16 protein-coding genes and 1 tRNA gene are annotated in these 16,479 nt (G+C 69.4%); 13 read left to right on the top strand and 4 right to left on the bottom strand.

What is annotated here, in order from left to right:
* The first annotated feature begins 140 nt into the window (after positions 1-140).
* From galE to ACOQFS_RS20105, 11 genes are all read left to right on the top strand, one after another.
* Positions 141-1,163, top strand: a complete 1,023-nt coding sequence (galE, locus tag ACOQFS_RS20055) for a UDP-glucose 4-epimerase GalE (RefSeq protein WP_421564571.1) — start codon at positions 141-143, stop codon at positions 1,161-1,163.
* 53 nt (positions 1,164-1,216) lie between these two features.
* Complete coding sequence (hisF, locus tag ACOQFS_RS20060; protein ID WP_421564572.1) at positions 1,217-1,996, top strand: imidazole glycerol phosphate synthase subunit HisF; 780 nt, start codon at positions 1,217-1,219, stop codon at positions 1,994-1,996.
* Positions 1,997-2,150: 154 nt separating this feature from the next.
* On the top strand, positions 2,151-2,549 hold the full coding sequence (gene hisI, locus ACOQFS_RS20065) for a phosphoribosyl-AMP cyclohydrolase (protein WP_421564604.1): 399 nt from the start codon (positions 2,151-2,153) through the stop codon (positions 2,547-2,549).
* A 7-nt stretch (positions 2,550-2,556) separates the two neighbouring features.
* Entirely contained in the window at positions 2,557-2,931 is a 375-nt protein-coding gene (locus ACOQFS_RS20070) for a phosphoribosyl-ATP diphosphatase (RefSeq protein ID WP_421564573.1), read from the top strand.
* Positions 2,928-3,332 (top strand): DUF4870 family protein, encoded by a 405-nt coding sequence (locus tag ACOQFS_RS20075; RefSeq protein ID WP_421564574.1) that lies wholly within the window; start codon positions 2,928-2,930, stop codon positions 3,330-3,332. The genes ACOQFS_RS20070 and ACOQFS_RS20075 overlap by 4 nt, the downstream gene beginning before the upstream one ends.
* Positions 3,319-4,398 carry a patatin-like phospholipase family protein gene (locus ACOQFS_RS20080; protein ID WP_421564575.1) on the top strand — a complete coding sequence of 360 codons (1,080 nt, stop codon included), beginning with the start codon at positions 3,319-3,321 and terminating at the stop codon, positions 4,396-4,398. The genes ACOQFS_RS20075 and ACOQFS_RS20080 overlap by 14 nt, the downstream gene beginning before the upstream one ends.
* A gap of 133 nt (positions 4,399-4,531) precedes the next feature.
* Positions 4,532-4,888 carry a histidine triad nucleotide-binding protein gene (locus tag ACOQFS_RS20085; RefSeq protein ID WP_421564576.1) on the top strand — a complete coding sequence of 119 codons (357 nt, stop codon included), beginning with the start codon at positions 4,532-4,534 and terminating at the stop codon, positions 4,886-4,888.
* A 106-nt stretch (positions 4,889-4,994) separates the two neighbouring features.
* Positions 4,995-5,234 (top strand): Sec-independent protein translocase subunit TatA, encoded by a 240-nt coding sequence (tatA, locus tag ACOQFS_RS20090; RefSeq protein ID WP_421564577.1) that lies wholly within the window; start codon positions 4,995-4,997, stop codon positions 5,232-5,234.
* A gap of 47 nt (positions 5,235-5,281) precedes the next feature.
* On the top strand, positions 5,282-5,743 hold the full coding sequence (gene tatB, locus ACOQFS_RS20095; RefSeq protein ID WP_421564578.1) for a Sec-independent protein translocase protein TatB: 462 nt from the start codon (positions 5,282-5,284) through the stop codon (positions 5,741-5,743).
* A gap of 66 nt (positions 5,744-5,809) precedes the next feature.
* Entirely contained in the window at positions 5,810-6,607 is a 798-nt protein-coding gene (tatC, locus tag ACOQFS_RS20100; RefSeq protein ID WP_421564579.1) for a twin-arginine translocase subunit TatC, read from the top strand.
* A gap of 96 nt (positions 6,608-6,703) precedes the next feature.
* Positions 6,704-7,702 carry a 2-dehydropantoate 2-reductase gene (locus ACOQFS_RS20105; RefSeq protein ID WP_421564580.1) on the top strand — a complete coding sequence of 333 codons (999 nt, stop codon included), beginning with the start codon at positions 6,704-6,706 and terminating at the stop codon, positions 7,700-7,702.
* 30 nt (positions 7,703-7,732) lie between these two features.
* Here ACOQFS_RS20105 and ACOQFS_RS20110 read toward each other — a convergent pair whose 3' ends face one another.
* Positions 7,733-8,212, bottom strand: coding sequence for an Lrp/AsnC family transcriptional regulator (locus ACOQFS_RS20110; RefSeq protein ID WP_421564581.1), 480 nt, complete (start codon positions 8,210-8,212; stop codon positions 7,733-7,735).
* A 90-nt stretch (positions 8,213-8,302) separates the two neighbouring features.
* Between ACOQFS_RS20110 and ACOQFS_RS20115 the strand changes: the two genes are divergently transcribed.
* Together ACOQFS_RS20115 and ACOQFS_RS20120 are read left to right on the top strand one after the other, a co-directional pair.
* Positions 8,303-9,265 (top strand): EamA family transporter, encoded by a 963-nt coding sequence (locus tag ACOQFS_RS20115; protein ID WP_421564582.1) that lies wholly within the window; start codon positions 8,303-8,305, stop codon positions 9,263-9,265.
* A gap of 120 nt (positions 9,266-9,385) precedes the next feature.
* Positions 9,386-9,601, top strand: a complete 216-nt coding sequence (locus ACOQFS_RS20120) for a hypothetical protein (protein ID WP_421564583.1) — start codon at positions 9,386-9,388, stop codon at positions 9,599-9,601.
* 152 nt (positions 9,602-9,753) lie between these two features.
* Here ACOQFS_RS20120 and ACOQFS_RS20125 read toward each other — a convergent pair.
* The 3 genes from ACOQFS_RS20125 to ACOQFS_RS20135 all read right to left on the bottom strand — a co-directional run bounded on the left by ACOQFS_RS20125 (position 9,754) and on the right by ACOQFS_RS20135 (position 16,394).
* Positions 9,754-9,828 (bottom strand) — tRNA-Arg (locus ACOQFS_RS20125).
* A 204-nt stretch (positions 9,829-10,032) separates the two neighbouring features.
* The gene (locus tag ACOQFS_RS20130; protein WP_421564584.1) at positions 10,033-14,466 is read right to left on the bottom strand and encodes a translocation/assembly module TamB domain-containing protein; all 4,434 of its coding nucleotides are present in this window, start codon (positions 14,464-14,466) and stop codon (positions 10,033-10,035) included.
* Positions 14,466-16,394: an autotransporter assembly complex protein TamA gene (locus ACOQFS_RS20135; RefSeq protein WP_421564585.1), complete on the bottom strand. Its 1,929-nt coding sequence runs from the start codon at positions 16,392-16,394 to the stop codon at positions 14,466-14,468. The genes ACOQFS_RS20130 and ACOQFS_RS20135 overlap by 1 nt, the downstream gene beginning before the upstream one ends.
* Between the last annotated feature and the right edge of the window lie 85 nt (positions 16,395-16,479).

The raw sequence follows: 16,479 nt of genomic DNA on the forward strand, positions 1-16,479 counted from the left end.
AGAGCGGCTTTTTCAAGCATTTCAAAGTGCAGCGAGGCTGACAGTTCTGTCTTGTGTGAGCGCATTGGCGACCCCGCTGGCTGAGCCTGGCGCTTCCATGCACTTCCATTGAATGACCACCCCAGGCAAGGACCCACCCTGTGATACTCGTAACCGGCGGCGCTGGATTCATCGGCTCGCACACCTGTGCAGCGCTCGCCCAGGCTGGCGTTCCCTTTCTCGTTCTCGACAACTTCAGCAACAGCCGCCGCTCGGTGCTCGAACGGCTCGGGCGTGTGATCGGGGCCGACGTGCCCTGCGTCGAAGGCGACGTCCGCGACGAGGCCTTGCTCGCGCGTGTGCTGGCGGAGCATGCCATCACCGGGGTGATCCATTTTGCGGCCTTCAAGTCGGTGGGCGAATCGGTGAAGGAGCCGCTGCGCTATTACGACAACAACGTGGCCGGCACGCTGGCGCTGCTGCGTGCCATGAAGGCGGCGGGCGTCTACACCCTGGTGTTCTCTTCGTCGGCCACGGTGTACGGCGAGCCCGCCTCGCTGCCCGTGCAGGAGGACTTCCCGCTTTCGGCCACCAACCCCTACGGCTGGTCGAAGCTAATGATGGAGCAGATGCTGGCCGATCTGGATGCGTCCGATCCCGGACGCTGGCGGATTGCCCGGCTGCGTTACTTCAACCCGGTCGGCGCCCATGAAAGCGGGCTGATCGGAGAAGACCCCCAGGATGTGCCCAACAACCTGGCACCCTATGTGGCCCAGGTGGCCTGCGGCTGGCGCGAAGCCCTGTCCGTCTACGGCGACGACTATCCCACGCCGGACGGCACGGGCGTGCGCGATTACATCCATGTCTGCGATCTGGCCGAGGGCCATGTGGCTGCGCTGCGTTATCTGCAGGGCCACCCCGGGCTGCTCACGGTGAACCTGGGAACGGGGCGCCCGGTGTCGGTGCTGGAGATGGTGCGCGGCTTCGAGCAGGCCAGCGGGCGGCCCGTGCCCTATCGCATCGTGCCGCGCCGCACCGGGGACGTGGCGGCATGCTGGGCCGACCCGGCCCTGGCCGAGCGGCTGCTGGGCTGGCGTGCTCAGCGCGACCTGCAGCGCATCTGCGCCGACGCCTGGCGTTGGCAGGACGGCGTGGCCCGCGAACTGCGCGCCGCAGCGGCCTGACCGCTGTCACATCCTGGCTGTCGCGGCGGGCGCGCATGGTATCTTGCGCGCCTATGCTTGCCAAACGAATCATTCCCTGCCTGGACGTCACCGGAGGCCGCGTGGTCAAGGGTGTCAATTTTGTTGAACTGCGCGATGCGGGCGATCCGGTCGAAATCGCCGCGCGCTACAACGCGCAGGGGGCCGATGAGCTGACTTTCCTGGACATCACCGCCACCAGCGACGGGCGCGACCTGATCCTGCACATCATCGAGGCCGTGGCCAGCCAGGTGTTCATTCCGCTCACCGTGGGCGGCGGCGTGCGCACCGTCGAAGACGTGCGCCGCCTGCTCAATGCGGGGGCCGACAAGACCAGTTTCAATTCGGCCGCCATTGCCAATCCCGACGTGATCAGCGCTGCCAGCGACAAGTACGGCGCGCAGTGCATTGTGGTGGCCATCGACGCCAAGCGCCGCCAGGGCGACGACGCGGTTGCGCGCGGCGAAGGCTGGGATGTGTACAGCCACGGCGGCCGCAAGAACACGGGCCTGGACGCCGTGCAGTGGGCCGCCGAGATGGCCCGCCGCGGTGCGGGCGAGATCCTGCTGACCAGCATGGACCGCGATGGCACCAAGGCCGGCTTCGACCTGCAGCTCACGCGGGCGGTGAGCGACGCGGTGAGCGTGCCGGTGATCGCCTCGGGCGGCGTGGGCAACCTCGACCATCTGGCTGACGGCGTGCAGCAGGGCGGTGCCGACGCCGTGCTGGCCGCCAGCATCTTCCATTACGGTGAATACACCGTGGGCCAGGCGAAGGCCCGCATGGCCGAGCGCGGCATCCCGGTGCGCCAGTAAGGCCTGCTGCGCATCGCCCCTTCGGCGCTTGGGTGTGCAAAGATCTATTGCTACTATATTTGTAGCTATAAACCCTTTGTGGATAAGCGCTGAGGGCAAAAAATATCGAGAATTCCTGCCCTGCCCGCCGCCCCGGGCATCTGAATCGCCGACAATTCCTTTCATGAACTGGCTCAACGAAGTGAAATGGGATGCGCAGGGCCTGGTGCCCGTGATTGCGCAGGAGCAGGGCACGGGTGACGTGCTGATGTTTGCATGGATGAACCGCGAGGCGCTGGAAAAGACCGCCGAACTCGGCCGTGCCGTGTACTTCAGCCGCTCGCGCGGCAAGCTGTGGTTCAAGGGCGAAGAATCGGGCCACGTGCAGACGGTGCACGAGATCCGCCTCGACTGCGACAACGACGTGGTGCTGCTCAAGGTCACCCAGCTCGGCCACGAGCCGGGCATTGCCTGCCACACCGGCCGCCACAGCTGCTTCTTCAGCGTGCTCACGGACGGTGTGTGGCAACCGGTCGACCCGGTCTTGAAAGACCCTGAATCCATCTACAAGTAGTAAGACCATGAGCTCCAACGATTCCCTGGCCCGCCTCGCGAGCGTCATCGAAAGCCGCAAGCCCGCGCAGGGCGGCGACCCGTCCACGAGCTATGTGTCGCGCCTGCTGCACAAGGGCCCCGACGCCTTTCTCAAGAAGATTGGCGAGGAGGCCACCGAAGTGGTGATGGCGGCGAAAGATGTGGACCATGGCGCGGACAAGTCCAAGCTGGTGTACGAGGTGGCCGACCTGTGGTTCCACTCCATGGTCGCACTGGCCCACTACGGCCTCACCCCGGCCGACGTGCTGGCCGAACTCGAACGCCGCGAGGGCACCAGCGGCATCGAGGAAAAAGCCCTGCGCAAGGCGGTTGCGCGCACAGCCGAGGAGGGTCTGCCTTGAACAACAACAGCAACGACATCATTGACGTGGAAAGCAGCGAGCAGAAGGCGCAGGACCTCAAGGCCATCGGCTGGGTCAGCTACATCCTGCACCTGATCGTGGCCGTGGGGGCGGTGATTCCGGGCGCGCAGCCCGGCGCGGCCTTGCTCATCATCGCGCTGGTGATCGACCTGGTGAAGAAGGGCGATGCCGACGGCACCTGGCAGGCCAACCACTTCTCCTGGCGCATCCGCACGGTGATCTGGGCGGGCGTGCTGTATGTGGTGACGGCGCCTTTGTGGCTGCTGTTCTTCATCCCCGGCTGGATTGCCTGGGGCCTGATCTCCATCTGGTTCCTCTACCGCATCGTGCGGGGCATGGTGGCCATGAACAAGAACCAGGTGGTGGATGCCGGAGCCTGACGCGCCACGGCCCTCGTCCCCGCAGCCATCGCCGCTGGCGCCGTTGCGGCTGAACCTTGCGCTGCAGGGCGGAGGCTCGCACGGAGCCCTCACCTGGGGCGTGCTGGACGCGCTGCTGGAAGACGGCCGCTGGCATTTCGACGGTGTGAGCGGCACCAGCGCGGGCGCGATGAACGCGGTGGCCCTGGCGCACGGGTTCGCGCAGGCGACGCTGGAGCACAAGGACCCGCACGACGCGCACCGGGCCGGCTGCGAGCGGGCGCGCGAGACGCTGACCCGGCTGTGGGAGGGCGTGGGCACGCTGGGCAGCCTGCTGCGGGGCACGCCGCTGTCCGTGGCCAACCCCTTGATGGGCGTGATGCGCCAGTGGCTCTCGCCCTACCAGACCAACCCGCTGGACATCAACCCGCTGCGCCGCCTGCTCGAACGCGAGGTGGACTTTGAGTTGCTGTGCAACCAGCGCCGCGCCATCACCGCCGCCGGCGGCCCCAAGGTGTTCGTGTGCGCCACCAATGTGCGCACGGGCCGGGGCGAAATCTTCTCGGGCCCCCGTCTCAGCGCCGACGCCGTGATGGCGTCCGCCTGCCTGCCGCTGCTGTTCAAGGCCGTGGAGATCGAGGGGCAGCACTACTGGGATGGCGGCTACTCGGGCAACCCCGCGCTGCACCCGCTGATCTACCAGACCGAGACCTCGGACATCCTGCTGGTGCAGATCAACCCCATCGAGCACCTCGAACTGCCCCATTCGGGCCCCGAAATCATGGAGCGCATGAACGAGGTCACCTTCAATGCCAGCCTGCTGGCCGAGATGCGCGCGATCGAATTCGTGCGCCGCCTGCTGGCCGAAGGCAAGCTCGACCCGCGGCGCTACAAAAGCGTGCGCATGCACCGCATCGACGGCGGCTCGGTGCTCGCGCCCTTTGGCGCCGACAGCAAGCTCCGTGCGGACCTGGCGTTCGTGCGCAAGCTGTTCGCGCTCGGGCGCACGGCCGGGCAGGAGTGGCTGCAGGCGCACCGCAAGGACGTGGGCGTGCGGCCCACCATCAAGATCACGGACAATGCGTGAAGCGCCCCTTACCGGCTGTGCCGCCTGTACCACCTGTGCCGCCCGAGGTGCCCTGATCCCCGGTGGCACGCCGCCCGGCGCCGCGCCCGGCCGGCACCGGGGCGGCTGTTAACTTCGAACCCCATTTTTTCCCATGCACGATCCGAACTGCCTTTTCTGCAAGATCATCGCGGGCCAGATTCCTTCGAAGAAGGTCTATGAGGACGAGGACATCTTCGCCTTCCACGACATCCACCCCTGGGCGCCGGTGCACTTCCTGATGGTGCCCAAGCTGCATATCCCTTCGATGGCCCAGGTCACTGCCGAGCACGCCGGCGTGCTGGGGCGCATGATGGCGCTGGCCCCCCGGCTGGCACTGGAGCAGGGCTGCAACCCGTACCCCGAGGGTGGCTTTCGCGTCGTGGTAAACACGGGCGTGGAGGGCGGCCAGGAGATCCACCACCTGCACATCCACGTCATGGGCGGGCCGCGCCCCTGGCTCAAAGGCTGAACCAGGCTGACGCAGGGGGCAGGGAGATTCCCGCACCCGGGCCGGGTTGCAGAACTCCTGCCACGGCCCCCGTCTAAAATGAGTGCAATTCGTTAGGAGATATTCCATGGGCTCTTTTTCCATCTGGCACTGGCTGATCGTGCTGCTGATCGTCGTCATGGTGTTCGGCACCAAGAAGCTCAAGAACATGGGCTCCGACCTCGGAGGCGCCGTCAAGGGCTTCAAGGACGGTATGAAAGACGGCGCGGCATCCGACGCCCCAGCCACCCCTCCCGCCGGCCAAGTTGCCAATAGCCAGGCTGCCGACAAGACCACCATCGATGTCGAAGCCAAGCAAAAGAGCTGAGCACGCCGAACTCCCGCCGGCCCTGCCTGCCGTTCTTTGCGTGATCCATGATTGACATTGGCCTGTCCAAGATGGCGCTGATCGGCGCCGTGGCGCTCATCGTCATCGGGCCCGAGAAGCTCCCGCGCGTTGCCCGCACCGTGGGCACACTGCTGGGCAAGGCCCAGCGCTACGTGTCCGACGTGAAGGCCGAGGTCAACCGGTCCATGGAGCTCGACGAGCTCAAAAAAATGAAGGACACGGTGGAAAACGCTGCGCGCGATGTGCAGACGTCCATCCAGACCAGTGCCAGCGAGTTTGAAAAGGACTGGGCCGAAGCCACCGGCACGGCCAGCGAGGCACTGGCCGAGCAGGCCGCCGTGGTGCCCGCCTACAAGCACCCGGGCAAGAACTGGCGCCTCAAGCGGGGCGCCGTGCCCCAGTGGTACAAGGCCCGGAACGGCGTGCGTGCCAAGGCCCAGTCTGGCGCCGCCCGCGTGGCGCGCTTCCGCCCCCAGAAATTCCACTGATGCAGCCGCCAGCGGTGCACCGCGAGCTGCATGGGCGGCCCTGATGACGCCCCCCGAAGACCCACCATGTCTGAAACCCCTTCCAAAGACGACGAGCTGGCCGGCACCGAGCAGCCGTTTGTGCAGCACCTCATGGAGCTGCGCGACCGGCTGGTCAAGGCCATCATCGCCATCGCCGTCGCCGCAGCGCTGCTGTTCTTCTTCCCGGGCCCCGGCGCCTTGTACGACTTCCTCGCGGCGCCCCTGGTGGCCCACTTGCCCAAGGGTGCCACGCTGATCGCCACCTCGGTGATCTCGCCCTTCATGGTGCCGCTCAAGATCCTGCTCATGTCCGCCTTCATGCTGGCCCTGCCCTTCGTGCTGTGGCAGGTGTGGGCCTTCGTGGCGCCGGGGCTGTATTCGCACGAAAAGAAGCTGGTGCTGCCGCTGGTGGTCTCCAGCACCCTGCTGTTCTTCGTGGGGGTGGGGTTTTGCTACTACCTGGTGTTCGGCCAGGTCTTTGCGTTCATTCAGAGCTTTGCACCCAAGAGCATCACGGCTGCGCCCGACATCGAGGCCTACCTCAGCTTCGTGCTCTCCATGTTCCTGGCCTTCGGCCTGGCGTTCGAGGTGCCCATCGCCGTGGTGGTGCTGGCCCGCATGGGGGTGGTCAGCGTGGAAAAGCTGCGCGAGTTCCGCGGCTACTTCATTGTTCTGGCGTTCGTGATCGCCGCCATCGTGACTCCTCCCGACGTGGTTTCGCAGCTGTCGCTGGCGATTCCGATGTGTCTGCTGTACGAGGTGGGGATCTGGGCCGCGCAGCTGTTCATCAAGCACACCAAGGCGCCTGAAGACAACAGCCAGGAAACGGCGTCCAGCCCCTGACGGCGTGGGCGGCGGGCTGGGCGGGCCTGCAAGCCAGTTGTGCAGACGCTGTGGGCAGCCGCCACCACCTGCGGGCCAAGAAGCGAAGGTTCTGCCATGCATTTCATCGTCCTGGGGGCCGGTGCCATCGGCTGCTATGTGGGGGGCCGGCTTGCGGCCCATGGCCAGCGCGTCACCCTGGTGGGCCGCGCCCACGCCCTGCAGCCCATCGCCCAGCAGGGCCTGCGGGTGACCGACCTGGACGGGTATGACAGCACGGTGCCGGCAGCGGCGCTGCGCCTCGCACCCACGCTGGCCGAGGCCGACATGGCACCCGGCACGCCATGCCTGGTGCTGCTGTGCGTGAAGAGCGGCGCCACGGAGTCCGCCGCGCGCGAGCTGGCGGCGGCATGCGCGCCGGTCACACCCATCCTCTCACTGCAGAACGGCGTGGACAACGTGGCCCGTGTGGCCGAACACGCTCCCCGGCTGCGCGCGCTGGCCGGCATGGTGCCGTACAACGTGGTGCTGCGCGGCGCCCACGTGCACCGGGCCACCGCGGGCTGCCTGCATCTGCAGCGCGACGCGGTGACCGAGCGCATCGCGCTGCTGTTCCAGGCAGCGGGCCTCGCCACGGTGCTGCCGCCAGACATTCGCGCCGTGCAGTGGGGCAAGCTGCTGCTCAACCTCAACAACCCGGTCAACGCGCTGTCGGATCTTCCTCTGCGGCAAGAGCTGCTCGACCGAGACCTGCGCCGCGTGTTCGCCGCCTTGCAGTCCGAAGCCCTGGCCGTGATGCGCCGCGCGGGCATTGTCCCCGCAAAGGTCACTGCCGTATCGCCCACTCTGCTGCCCCATGTGCTGCGCCTGCCCGACTGGCTGTTCGTACGGCTGGCCCGACGCATGCTCCAGATCGACGCGACGGCCCGTTCCTCGATGTGGGACGACCTGGAGGCGGGGCGGCCGACGGAGATCGACGCGCTGTGCGGCACGGTGGTGCGCCTTGCGGCCCAGCACGGGCTGACGGCGCCGCTCAATGCCCGGATGTGCGAATGGCTGGCGGGACCACGGCAGCGGATTTCGGGCGCCCAGATGCGCCAGCAACTGGGCGTCTAGCGGTGTAGGCGGCTCGCGGGCAACCCCCCGCTATGGAGTGTCCAGCGGCACCCTCAGCCCCGCCTTCAAGCATCCCAGCGACACCGACGTCCGGAACCTGCGCACGTTGTCGTCGCCCTCGAACAGCCGCCGGGTCAACGCGTCGTAGTCGGCCATGGACGCCACCGTCACCACCAGCAGGTAGTCTGCCTCGCCCGTCACGCTGTGGCACTGCTGAACGGCCTCTTCGGCGGCCATGCGCGCGCGCAACGGGGCGGTGCGGTCGGGACGCTCGTTTTCCAGATGCACCTCCACGATGATGGTCAGCGGCTTGCCCACCTTTTCCGGGTCGAGCACGGCCACATTGGCGCGGATCACGCCGCTGGCCTGCAGCCGCTGGATGCGCCGCTGCACGGCCGGGGCCGACAGATTCACGGCCTGGGCGATCACACGCTGGGGCGTGGTGTTGTCGGTTTGCAGGATGTCCAGGATGGCGATGTCGAATCGGTCGAGGGGGGCGGAAGTGGCCATGCAGTGCCTTCGCAAGGGGTGAGTGAAAATTGCGTTTGATGCCCGAAATCAGAGCCAAAAGCGTGGCGATTGCGCACTATATTTTTGCCCATGACCGCCTCTTCTGCCTCTTCCGCCTCTTGTTCTGCATCGTCCGACGTCGCTGCAGCGTCGGCTGCGTCTCCGGTCTCCCCGGCATGGCACAGCCTGGTTCCCTTCCTGGCCGTGCTGGGTTCCGTCACGGCGCTTGGCATCGGCACCTCCTGGGCCAAGCACTGGTTGTTTCCGGCCGTGGGTGCGCAGGGCACCACCGCCCTGCGCGTGGGGCTTTCGGCCGTGTTGGTGCTGCTGCTGTGGCGGCCCTGGCGCTGGCGCCTGAGCCGGGTCGACGCCAAAAGCGTGGTGCTGTATGGCGCAGCGCTGGGCGGCATGAACCTGATGTTCTACATGTCGCTGCGCACGCTGCCCTTCGGCCTGGCCGTGGCCATCGAATTTGCCGGGCCGCTGGCCGTGGCGATCGCGTCGTCGCGCCGCGCGGTGGATTTTGTCTGGGTGCTGCTCGCCATCGCGGGGCTGGGACTGTTGCTGCCCCTGGGGCTCAACGGCAGCATGCTGGATCCGGCGGGCGTGGCCTACGCGCTCGGTGCGGCCGTGTTCTGGGCGCTGTACATCGTGTTTGGCAAACGGGCAGGGCATTTGCACGCGGGGCATTCGGTGTCGCTGGGCCTGTTGGTGGCGGCGCTGGTGGTGGTGCCGGTGGGCGTGGCCCATGCGGGCGTAGCGGCGCTGCTGTCGCCCAGCCTGCTGCTGATCGGCCTGGCGGTGGCGGCGGTGTCGAGCGCCGTGCCGATCTCGCTGGAGATGATGGCCCTCAAGCGCCTGCCCAAGGAGGCCTTCGGCATCATGATCAGCATGGAGCCCGCCGTGGCCGCGCTGGTGGCCATGGCGCTGCTGGGCGAGCACCTGAGCGCAACGCAATGGCTGGCCATCGGCTGCATCATGGCCGCGTCCATGGGCAGCGCGGCCACCGCCCGTGCGCCGGCGGCGCGGCGCGCCGAGGCTGCGCCCGCCTGAGCGCCATAGGTGCGTGGCCTGAGCGCTCCGCCTACCCCCGGGGGCAGCGTGTGGCTGACACGCACCGAACCCATGCGAAACCAAGAATGGTGCCCAACCCCTCAGTCCAAAGGAAACACCATGCTCAGCCCCAACGTCCCCGACACCCAGGTGCAGCAAGCCGAACGCAAGGTCAGTGCCGTGCTGGAAGAGTTGGAGGAGTCCACCGATTCCGAAGTCAAGGACATAGCACTGGAAGACGTGATCGACACCGACCCCACCACCGGCCGGCCCACCCTGCGCCAGGCGGTGGACATCACCGTGCAGCCACGCCCGAGGCGCAGCTGGCTGAAGTAGCCTGCCCCCACCCTTCAGGCTGGGGCTGGTTCAGTGCACTGGCCGCACAGCCGACGTGCATGCGATAGCCGGTGTGCTGTGTTGATGCTATGAAATATATAGCTTGAGACGCTTTGTAGATAAGCGCTGAGGCCGAATTTTTATCAAAAATCTGGTCCCCTCGACAGGAATCGAACCTGTATCTAGCGCTTAGGAGGCACTCGTTCTATCCATTGAACTACGAGGAGAGAGGCAGCCGGGCATTGTAGTGGTGCGCGGCGGGTGCCCGGTCCAGGAGTCTGCGCGGCAGAAGGAGCATCGGCGGCAGCGCACGATACACCGGTCTCGCGCGGTACTACCGCCTGCGCCCCGGGTCCACCCCACCCGAGAAATCGGGGGGCGCGCCGGGCCTGCGATGCAGCGAGCGTTTGCGAGAGTTTTTCGCGAGAGCTTCAGTCGTACTTCAGGGTGTAGATGAGGTCGACCGCGCTCTTCTCGCCGGTCTGGCCGCGCAGCGTGAGGCGGCGGGTCAGGTCGTAGAAGATGTACAGCGTGCCCAGGGTGCCCGAGAGGCTGCGCTCGTACGTGACGTACAGGTCTTGCGAGAGGCGTTTGCCGAAGGTCAGCGCGGCGCTGCTCGCGTCGTCGCCGGGTGTGGCGCCGCGAAAGCCGATTTCGTCGAGGCCGATGCGCTTGGCAAAACCGCCGCCCGGGTTGGTGCCGCCGCGGCCCAGCAGGGCGAGGGCGGCCTGTTGCAGCACGGCAGCCTCGGCGCCGCCGGAGGCGGCATTGCGCCCCAGCACCACCCAGGACAGCTTTTCGGCATCGGGCAGGTCGGGGTCTGAATAGAGCTTGACGCGCGGCGCCTGCGCGCTGCCCGAGACCTGCACGCCGGCCCGCACGCTGATGTTGGGGCGCAGCGCCAGAATGTCGAGCGACGGGTTGTCATAGGGCCCGTTGAAGCGGATCAGCCCTGTCTCCACGTCGAGCATCTGGCCCCAGGCGCGGTAGCGGCCTGCATCGGTGCGCACTTCGCCAAACACACGCGGCGGCGCGCCGGGCACGGCGTTGCTGCGGATCTCCAGCTCGCCCGTCAGGCGGGTGGTGATGCCGTGGCCGTGCAGGGCGAAGTCGCGGCCCAGGTTCAGCGTGATGGCGATGTCGGGCGGCTTGGCGGCCTCGACCTGCGCCGCGTTCTGGCTGGCCTTTGCGGCCTGCTGCGCCTTGGCCTGGGCTTCGCGGTCCTTGGCCGCAGATCGCACCACCACGTCCGACCCCAGGCTGGGTGCGGATTCGTCGGGGAGGATGATGGTGGCGCGGTCGGCGGTGAGCTTGCCGCGCAGGCTGATCTGGCCTTGCTGCAGCTGCGCCTGCAGCGTGCCCGACACGCTGAGCTGGCGGTCTGCGCGCACCAGCACCTGCAGGGCGCGGGCTTCGGCCTGCAGCGCCATGGTGATGCCCGACAGGCCGCTGGCGCTGGCCGCACCGGCATCGCCCCAGCGGATGCGGCCCGTGGCCGTGAGGGTGCCGCCATCGCGCGGAGCGGCGGTGCGGTTGCCGCTGAAACCGGCGATGCGTGCGCTGCTGCCACGCCCGCCCTGCAGGCTGAATTCGGTGATGTTGAGCTGGTTGCCCTCCAGCGTGGCGCGCAGCCGCCCGTCCTGCAGGTCGACGCCGTCCACCACCGAGCGAACGGCCATGTCGTCGGCACCCAGCGTGCCGGACCAGCGGGGCGCATCGCGCGTGCCCGAAAGCGCTGCGCTGGCGTTGAGCGTGCCGCGCACGCGCCAGCCAGGGGGGGCGAGGGCCGACCACACGCCCACGTCGGGCAGGCGTGCGCGCAGGGTGCCCGCCAGGGGCGCATTGGCAGGCCAGCCAAACGGTGCCGTCGCGGTGGGCAAGGCCAGGCGCGTGCTGGCGGTGGCGTCGATCTCGCCGGCACGCTCGCTGGCCCATTGCAGGCGCGCGCGCAGGGCGTCGCCTTCCAGCGCCACAGACAGCTCGGCCTGGCGCACGCCGGCGGGGGTGCCGGCCTCGGGCACTGAAGGGGCAGTACTGGCGGCTTTTTGCGCGTTCTGCGTGGCTTCGGTGGCGATGGCCGTGGTGGCGCCAGCGCCCGTGCCCTGGCCGCTGCTTTGGACGGCGGTGACGGCGGTCGGGTCGCCCGCCAGGATGCGCAGGTCGCCCCCGGCGCGCCGCAGGCTGGCGCTGGCCCGGGGCGTGCCCGGCTGGGTCGTGTCCACTTTCCACTGGCCGTCCAGCACCAGGGTGGTGGCCAGGCCCATGCGGGCCAGCAGCGGCTGGGCCGCCACACCGGCGGGCGCAGGCTTTGCCCCGGCGCCCAGGCCCAGCGCGTCGACCCAGGCGGTGGGCAGACCCTGCAGTGTGCCTTCGGTTTGCACTGCGGTGCCTGCGGGTGTGAGGGCCACCCTGGCCGGGGACCAGCGCAGTGTGACCTCGCCCGGCGCCGGGCCGCTGAGCCGGGCCTGGCCGGCTGACACCTGAACCGTGGTGCTGCTGGCGGCGCGCGCGGTGGCGATGGACATCGGCTGCGACAGCTGCAGCAGCCAGGGGCCAGGGCGCTGGCCCGGCTGCACCTGCAGGCCCAGGCTGCTCACCTGCAGCTGCCACCGGCCTGCACCCGCCACACCGCCGGACACGCGCGCCTGCACGGTGGTGCGCAGGGGCTCGGGCGAAGCGGTGCGGGCCTCGCCGTTGAGCGTGAGCGCGGCCTGCGCGAGCGTGCCCGACAACTCGGCAGAGACGCCGCGCAGCGCAATGGCTTGGGGCGGGGCGACCGCGGTGCCCGAAGCACGGGCAGATGCTGGGGTGGAGGTGGGTGCGGGCGCTGCTGCGGGTGCCGCTGCGCGTGATTCCGCCGGCAGGCTCAGGTCCAGCTGCGAGGCCGAGAGCTGGGCCTGCAGCTCGAACAGGGGGTGGGTGCGGGGCAGCGCGGAGCCTGCGGCGGCGGCCTGCAGCTGGTCTGCGGCGGCCTGCCAGCCCCCCTTCCAGCGGGCGCGGAGCTGCACGGCCCCCTTGGCGCTGCTGCCGCGCAAGGCCTCTTGCGCGCGCGGGCCCACCCACGGCAGGGTGGTGATCCAGCGCATGGCGCGATCGGCGTCGCTGGCTTGCAGCTGCAGCTCTCCGGTACCGGCGTGCGGCGCTGCCTGGCCGCTGGCACGCAGCGTGGCGCCGGGCACGGTGACGGCCACCTGCCCTTGGGCAGAGCGGGCGCCCAGTGCAATGCGCAGCTGGGTGGCCTCGACACGGGCCTGCATGGCGTCGAGCAGCAGGCGGTCGATGGTCAGCATGGCGCCCGTGCCGGTGCTGGTGCCCGCAGGCGATGCTGCGGCCGGCTGCCACAGGCCCCGTGCCGTGAAGGTGTTGATGCGCAAGGGTGCCGTCGCGCCCGCAGCCCGCGCCCCGCGCTCGCTGCCGGACGTGCGCAGGTCGGCGCTGAAGCGCACACCGTCGCCCTCCGACTGTGACCGAGACTGCGCCTGCAGGCGGCCCGACAGCGGTGCGGCGGCCATGGCGCTGTGTAGGGCGTCGGGGCGAATGCCGCGCAGGTCGGCGCGGCCCTCCAGTGCGCCGGTGGCGGGCGTGTAGCGGCCCTGCAGCGCTGCGCTGCCCGAGCCCGCGCTGGCCGTGGCGGCGGGCACGTCCCAGCGCGTGCCATCGTAGGTGGCGCTGCCTTGCAGCGCGGCCAGCGGCAGGCGGGACCGGTCCCAAGGGCCGGGCAGGTCGTTGCGCAGGTCGGCCTGCAATGCCCAGCCACCGGGCGCGGGCGTGGGGCCGGCCTGCACCGTGCCGTGCAGACGGGTGAGCGGCGCCCGCGGCCACAGTGCCGCGAGATCGAGGGCGCGCAACGTGGCGGTGGCCGACTGCAGCGGCTGCGGGGCCCAGGGCGAGAGCGTGGCCAGCACCTCGGCCTGCATGGCCTCGGTGGCAGGGGCGGGCGTCTGCTGCGCGGATGCGGAAGCGGAAGCTGCGGTAGCAGGCGCAGTTGGCGGCGCCATGGAAGCCTCGCCGGTCAACGGGCGGATGCGGGCCTGCAGCTGCAGCCGGGCCGCCGCCGTGGCCAGCGTGCCCTGCAGCGTGGCTTGGGCGCCCACCTGCAGGGGCGCGGTGCGCGTGCTGCCGGGGACGGCGGTTTCCAGCGTGCCGTTCACCTGGGCCGAGAGCGCCATGGGCGACCGGGCCTGCAAGGTCGCGCGGGCGTTGTAGCGGCCCTGGGCCAGGGCCACCTGGCCGATGTTGAGCCGGTGTTCTGCGCCGTCGAAGTGGTAGTCGCCCTCCAGGTCCAGCACCTGCACGGCGGGGGCGCCGGCCCACTGGATCTCGTCCACGCGAAAAGGCACGCTGACCTGCAGGGGCAGCACCAACTGCTCGATCGGTACGGCAGGCGCGGACGGCTGCGGTGGCTCGGTGGGCTGGGGCGTGATCAGGATGCGGGCGGCGTGGATCTGTCCCAGCTCCAGGCGCCGCTGCAGCAGCGGCACCAGCTGCCAGCCCAGGCGAATGTCCGTGGCCTCCACGGTGAGCGCCGGGCTGCTCCAGCGCAGCCAGCCGATCTGGCCGCCGCTGCGCAGCGATCCGGTGACGTCGCGGCTTTCGAGCTGCTGCTCGGCGGGCAGGTATTGGGCCGCGCGCGCCAGCGCCGCCGCCAGCGAGGTGTTGCTGCCTGCCCACCACCACAGCGCCGCCGCGCCGGCCAGCACCAGGGCCACCACCGCCACCAGCAGCCAGCCCGCTGCACGCGCTGCGCGGCGCAGGCGCTGGCGCTGGCGCGGGGCACGCCGTGCCGACGAGGACCCTGCGCTGAAGTCGGGCGAAGCGGCGCGTGGCACCGATGGCCGGGATGGCGGTGGGCTCTGCGTTGCCATCAGAAGCTGAACCCCAGGCGCAGGTGCAGCCGCACCTCTTTGGTCTTCACGCCGTAGGCCAGGTCGGCCTGCAGCGGGCCCACAGGGCTGCGCCAGCGCATGCCGGCGCCCACGCCCACACGCGGGTCGAGGTCGCCTGCGCGGTCCGCCACGGCGCCCGCGTCCACGAACAGGGTGCTCTCCCAGTCGGTCATCTCGCCCTTGTAGACGATGGGGCGCTGCCATTCGACGCTGCCCACGGCCAGGTAGCGGCCGCCGTAGAGCTGGCCGTTGTCGGTGCGGGCGCCAATGGTGCGATAGCCGTAGCCGCGCACCGTGGTGTCGCCCCCGGTCAGAAACAGCTGCGTGGCGGGCACCTGCGCGGCACCGCGCGCGAACACCGCGCCCGCCTCGGCGCGCAGCGCGATGCGGGCGTTGCGGCCGATGCCGGCGTCATCCTGCACACGGCCCGCAGGGATGAAGGACTGCCAGCGCACCAGCGTGCGCACGAACGGGTCGCGCTCGGGCCGCAGCGTGGTGCCCAGGCCCAGCTCCAGCGCCACCCCGTGGCCGCGCGTGGGGGCGGTGAGGCTGTTGAAATAGCGGCCCGTCCAGCCGTAGTTGACGCTGATGGCCGTGCTGGAGCTGGACGCCAACTGGGCGCTCGCGGCCAGGCCCTGGCTGCGCGCGTAGTCATACTGCAGAAAGTAGTTGCGGTCGATGTGCTGCGTGCTCTTGCTGCGGCCATAGCGCAAGCGCCCGCTGTTCACGTCGTAGTCGCCCGTAGCCTCGCGCTGCAGCTGCGCACCGGTGAACCAGCGCCAGCCGCGGTTGTCGGGCAGGGCCGTCCACTCGGTGTTGGCCAGCTTGGTTTCGCGGTCCAGCGAGAGCTTGCTCACCGCGCGCCAGCCCAGCACGGGCATCTGGTTGTGGATGTGCTCCAGCGACAGTCGCGCGCCGCTGTCGGTGGAAATGCCGGGGCCGAGCACGATCTTTTGCAGCGGCGCCTCGCGCACCTGCGCCACCACGGGGGCGGCCTGTGGGTCGCTGCCTTCCGTGTTCAGCGTGAGAAACACCGCGTCGTAATAGCCGCTGCTGGCCAGGCGCAGCTGCGCGTCCAGCATCGCTGCCTCGTCATAGATGGCGCCGATGGGCAGGCGGGCCAGGCGGCGCGCGCCGTCGGGGTCGTAGCGCTGGCTGCCTTCCACGCGCAGCGCGCCGAAGCGGTACGCGGGCCCGGTGTCGTAGGTCACGCTCAGCCCCGCCTGGTGGGTGTCGGCATCCACTTCGGCACGGCTGTTGGCAATGCGCGCCGTGGGGTAGCGGCGCACCTGCAGCTGGCGCAGCCCTGCCGACTTGGCGCTGTCCCACGCCGACTGGGTGAACGGCTGGCCCGGGGGCAGGGACCAGTTGCGCTCCACGCGCCGCAGCTGGCGGGCCCGGCCCTCGGCGTCGGTGGTGTCTGCCGGGTCTGAAAACGACACATCGGCCGTGGCAATGCGGGTCTGCGGGCCGGACTGCACGGTGACCACCACCTTGCGCGGGGTGGTGGGGTGCTCCGGTGTTTCCACCAGTTCCACCGTGATCGTGGGCGCAAAGTAGCCCAGGGTGCCCAGCAGCTCACGGGCGTTGGCGTCGACCGCACCCAGCAGGCGCTGCAGCTCGCTGGCCTGCAGGTCGGGCAGGTTGCGAAACCGCTGAATCTCCAGGTGCCGCTCCAGCGTGTCGCGCACGGTGTCGGGGGCGCGCACTTCCACGGCAAACGCGGGCGTGGCCGATTCCTCGATCACAGGAGCGTTGGCATCGTTCGCCACCTCGCCCTGGCCTTCGCCGCGCTGGGGCAACAGGCTGCAGCCTTGCAGGCCCAGCGCGCCGAAAAGCAGCAACGCCGACCAGAGGGTCGGCGTTGGTACGGAAACTGGTGGATGGCGCAGGAGGCGGGTGAGCACGGCAGGATGATGTCAGGGATGGAGGGCAGCCAAGGGGTGCAGTATGCACCTGGGAGCCAGCGCGGCAAAAAGGCATCGAAGCGAA

Origin of the sequence: Paracidovorax sp. MALMAid1276, from assembly GCF_049198005.1 — a bacterium.
Lineage (GTDB): Bacteria > Pseudomonadota > Gammaproteobacteria > Burkholderiales > Burkholderiaceae_C > Acidovorax.

Excerpts from the sequence above, each read along its gene's own strand:
- hisF (WP_421564572.1), top strand. The coding sequence starts at position 1,217 with ATGCTTGCCAAACGAATCATTCCCTGCCTGGACGTCACCGGAGGCCGC.
- ACOQFS_RS20070 (WP_421564573.1), top strand. The coding sequence starts at position 2,557 with ATGAGCTCCAACGATTCCCTGGCCCGCCTCGCGAGCGTCATCGAAAGC.
- ACOQFS_RS20080 (WP_421564575.1), top strand. The coding sequence starts at position 3,319 with ATGCCGGAGCCTGACGCGCCACGGCCCTCGTCCCCGCAGCCATCGCCG.
- ACOQFS_RS20085 (WP_421564576.1), top strand. The coding sequence starts at position 4,532 with ATGCACGATCCGAACTGCCTTTTCTGCAAGATCATCGCGGGCCAGATT.
- tatA (WP_421564577.1), top strand. The coding sequence starts at position 4,995 with ATGGGCTCTTTTTCCATCTGGCACTGGCTGATCGTGCTGCTGATCGTC.
- tatB (WP_421564578.1), top strand. The coding sequence starts at position 5,282 with ATGATTGACATTGGCCTGTCCAAGATGGCGCTGATCGGCGCCGTGGCG.
- tatC (WP_421564579.1), top strand. The coding sequence starts at position 5,810 with ATGTCTGAAACCCCTTCCAAAGACGACGAGCTGGCCGGCACCGAGCAG.
- ACOQFS_RS20105 (WP_421564580.1), top strand. The coding sequence starts at position 6,704 with ATGCATTTCATCGTCCTGGGGGCCGGTGCCATCGGCTGCTATGTGGGG.
- ACOQFS_RS20110 (WP_421564581.1), bottom strand. The coding sequence starts at position 8,212 with ATGGCCACTTCCGCCCCCCTCGACCGATTCGACATCGCCATCCTGGAC.
- ACOQFS_RS20115 (WP_421564582.1), top strand. The coding sequence starts at position 8,303 with ATGACCGCCTCTTCTGCCTCTTCCGCCTCTTGTTCTGCATCGTCCGAC.
- ACOQFS_RS20120 (WP_421564583.1), top strand. The coding sequence starts at position 9,386 with ATGCTCAGCCCCAACGTCCCCGACACCCAGGTGCAGCAAGCCGAACGC.
- ACOQFS_RS20130 (WP_421564584.1), bottom strand. The coding sequence starts at position 14,466 with ATGGCAACGCAGAGCCCACCGCCATCCCGGCCATCGGTGCCACGCGCC.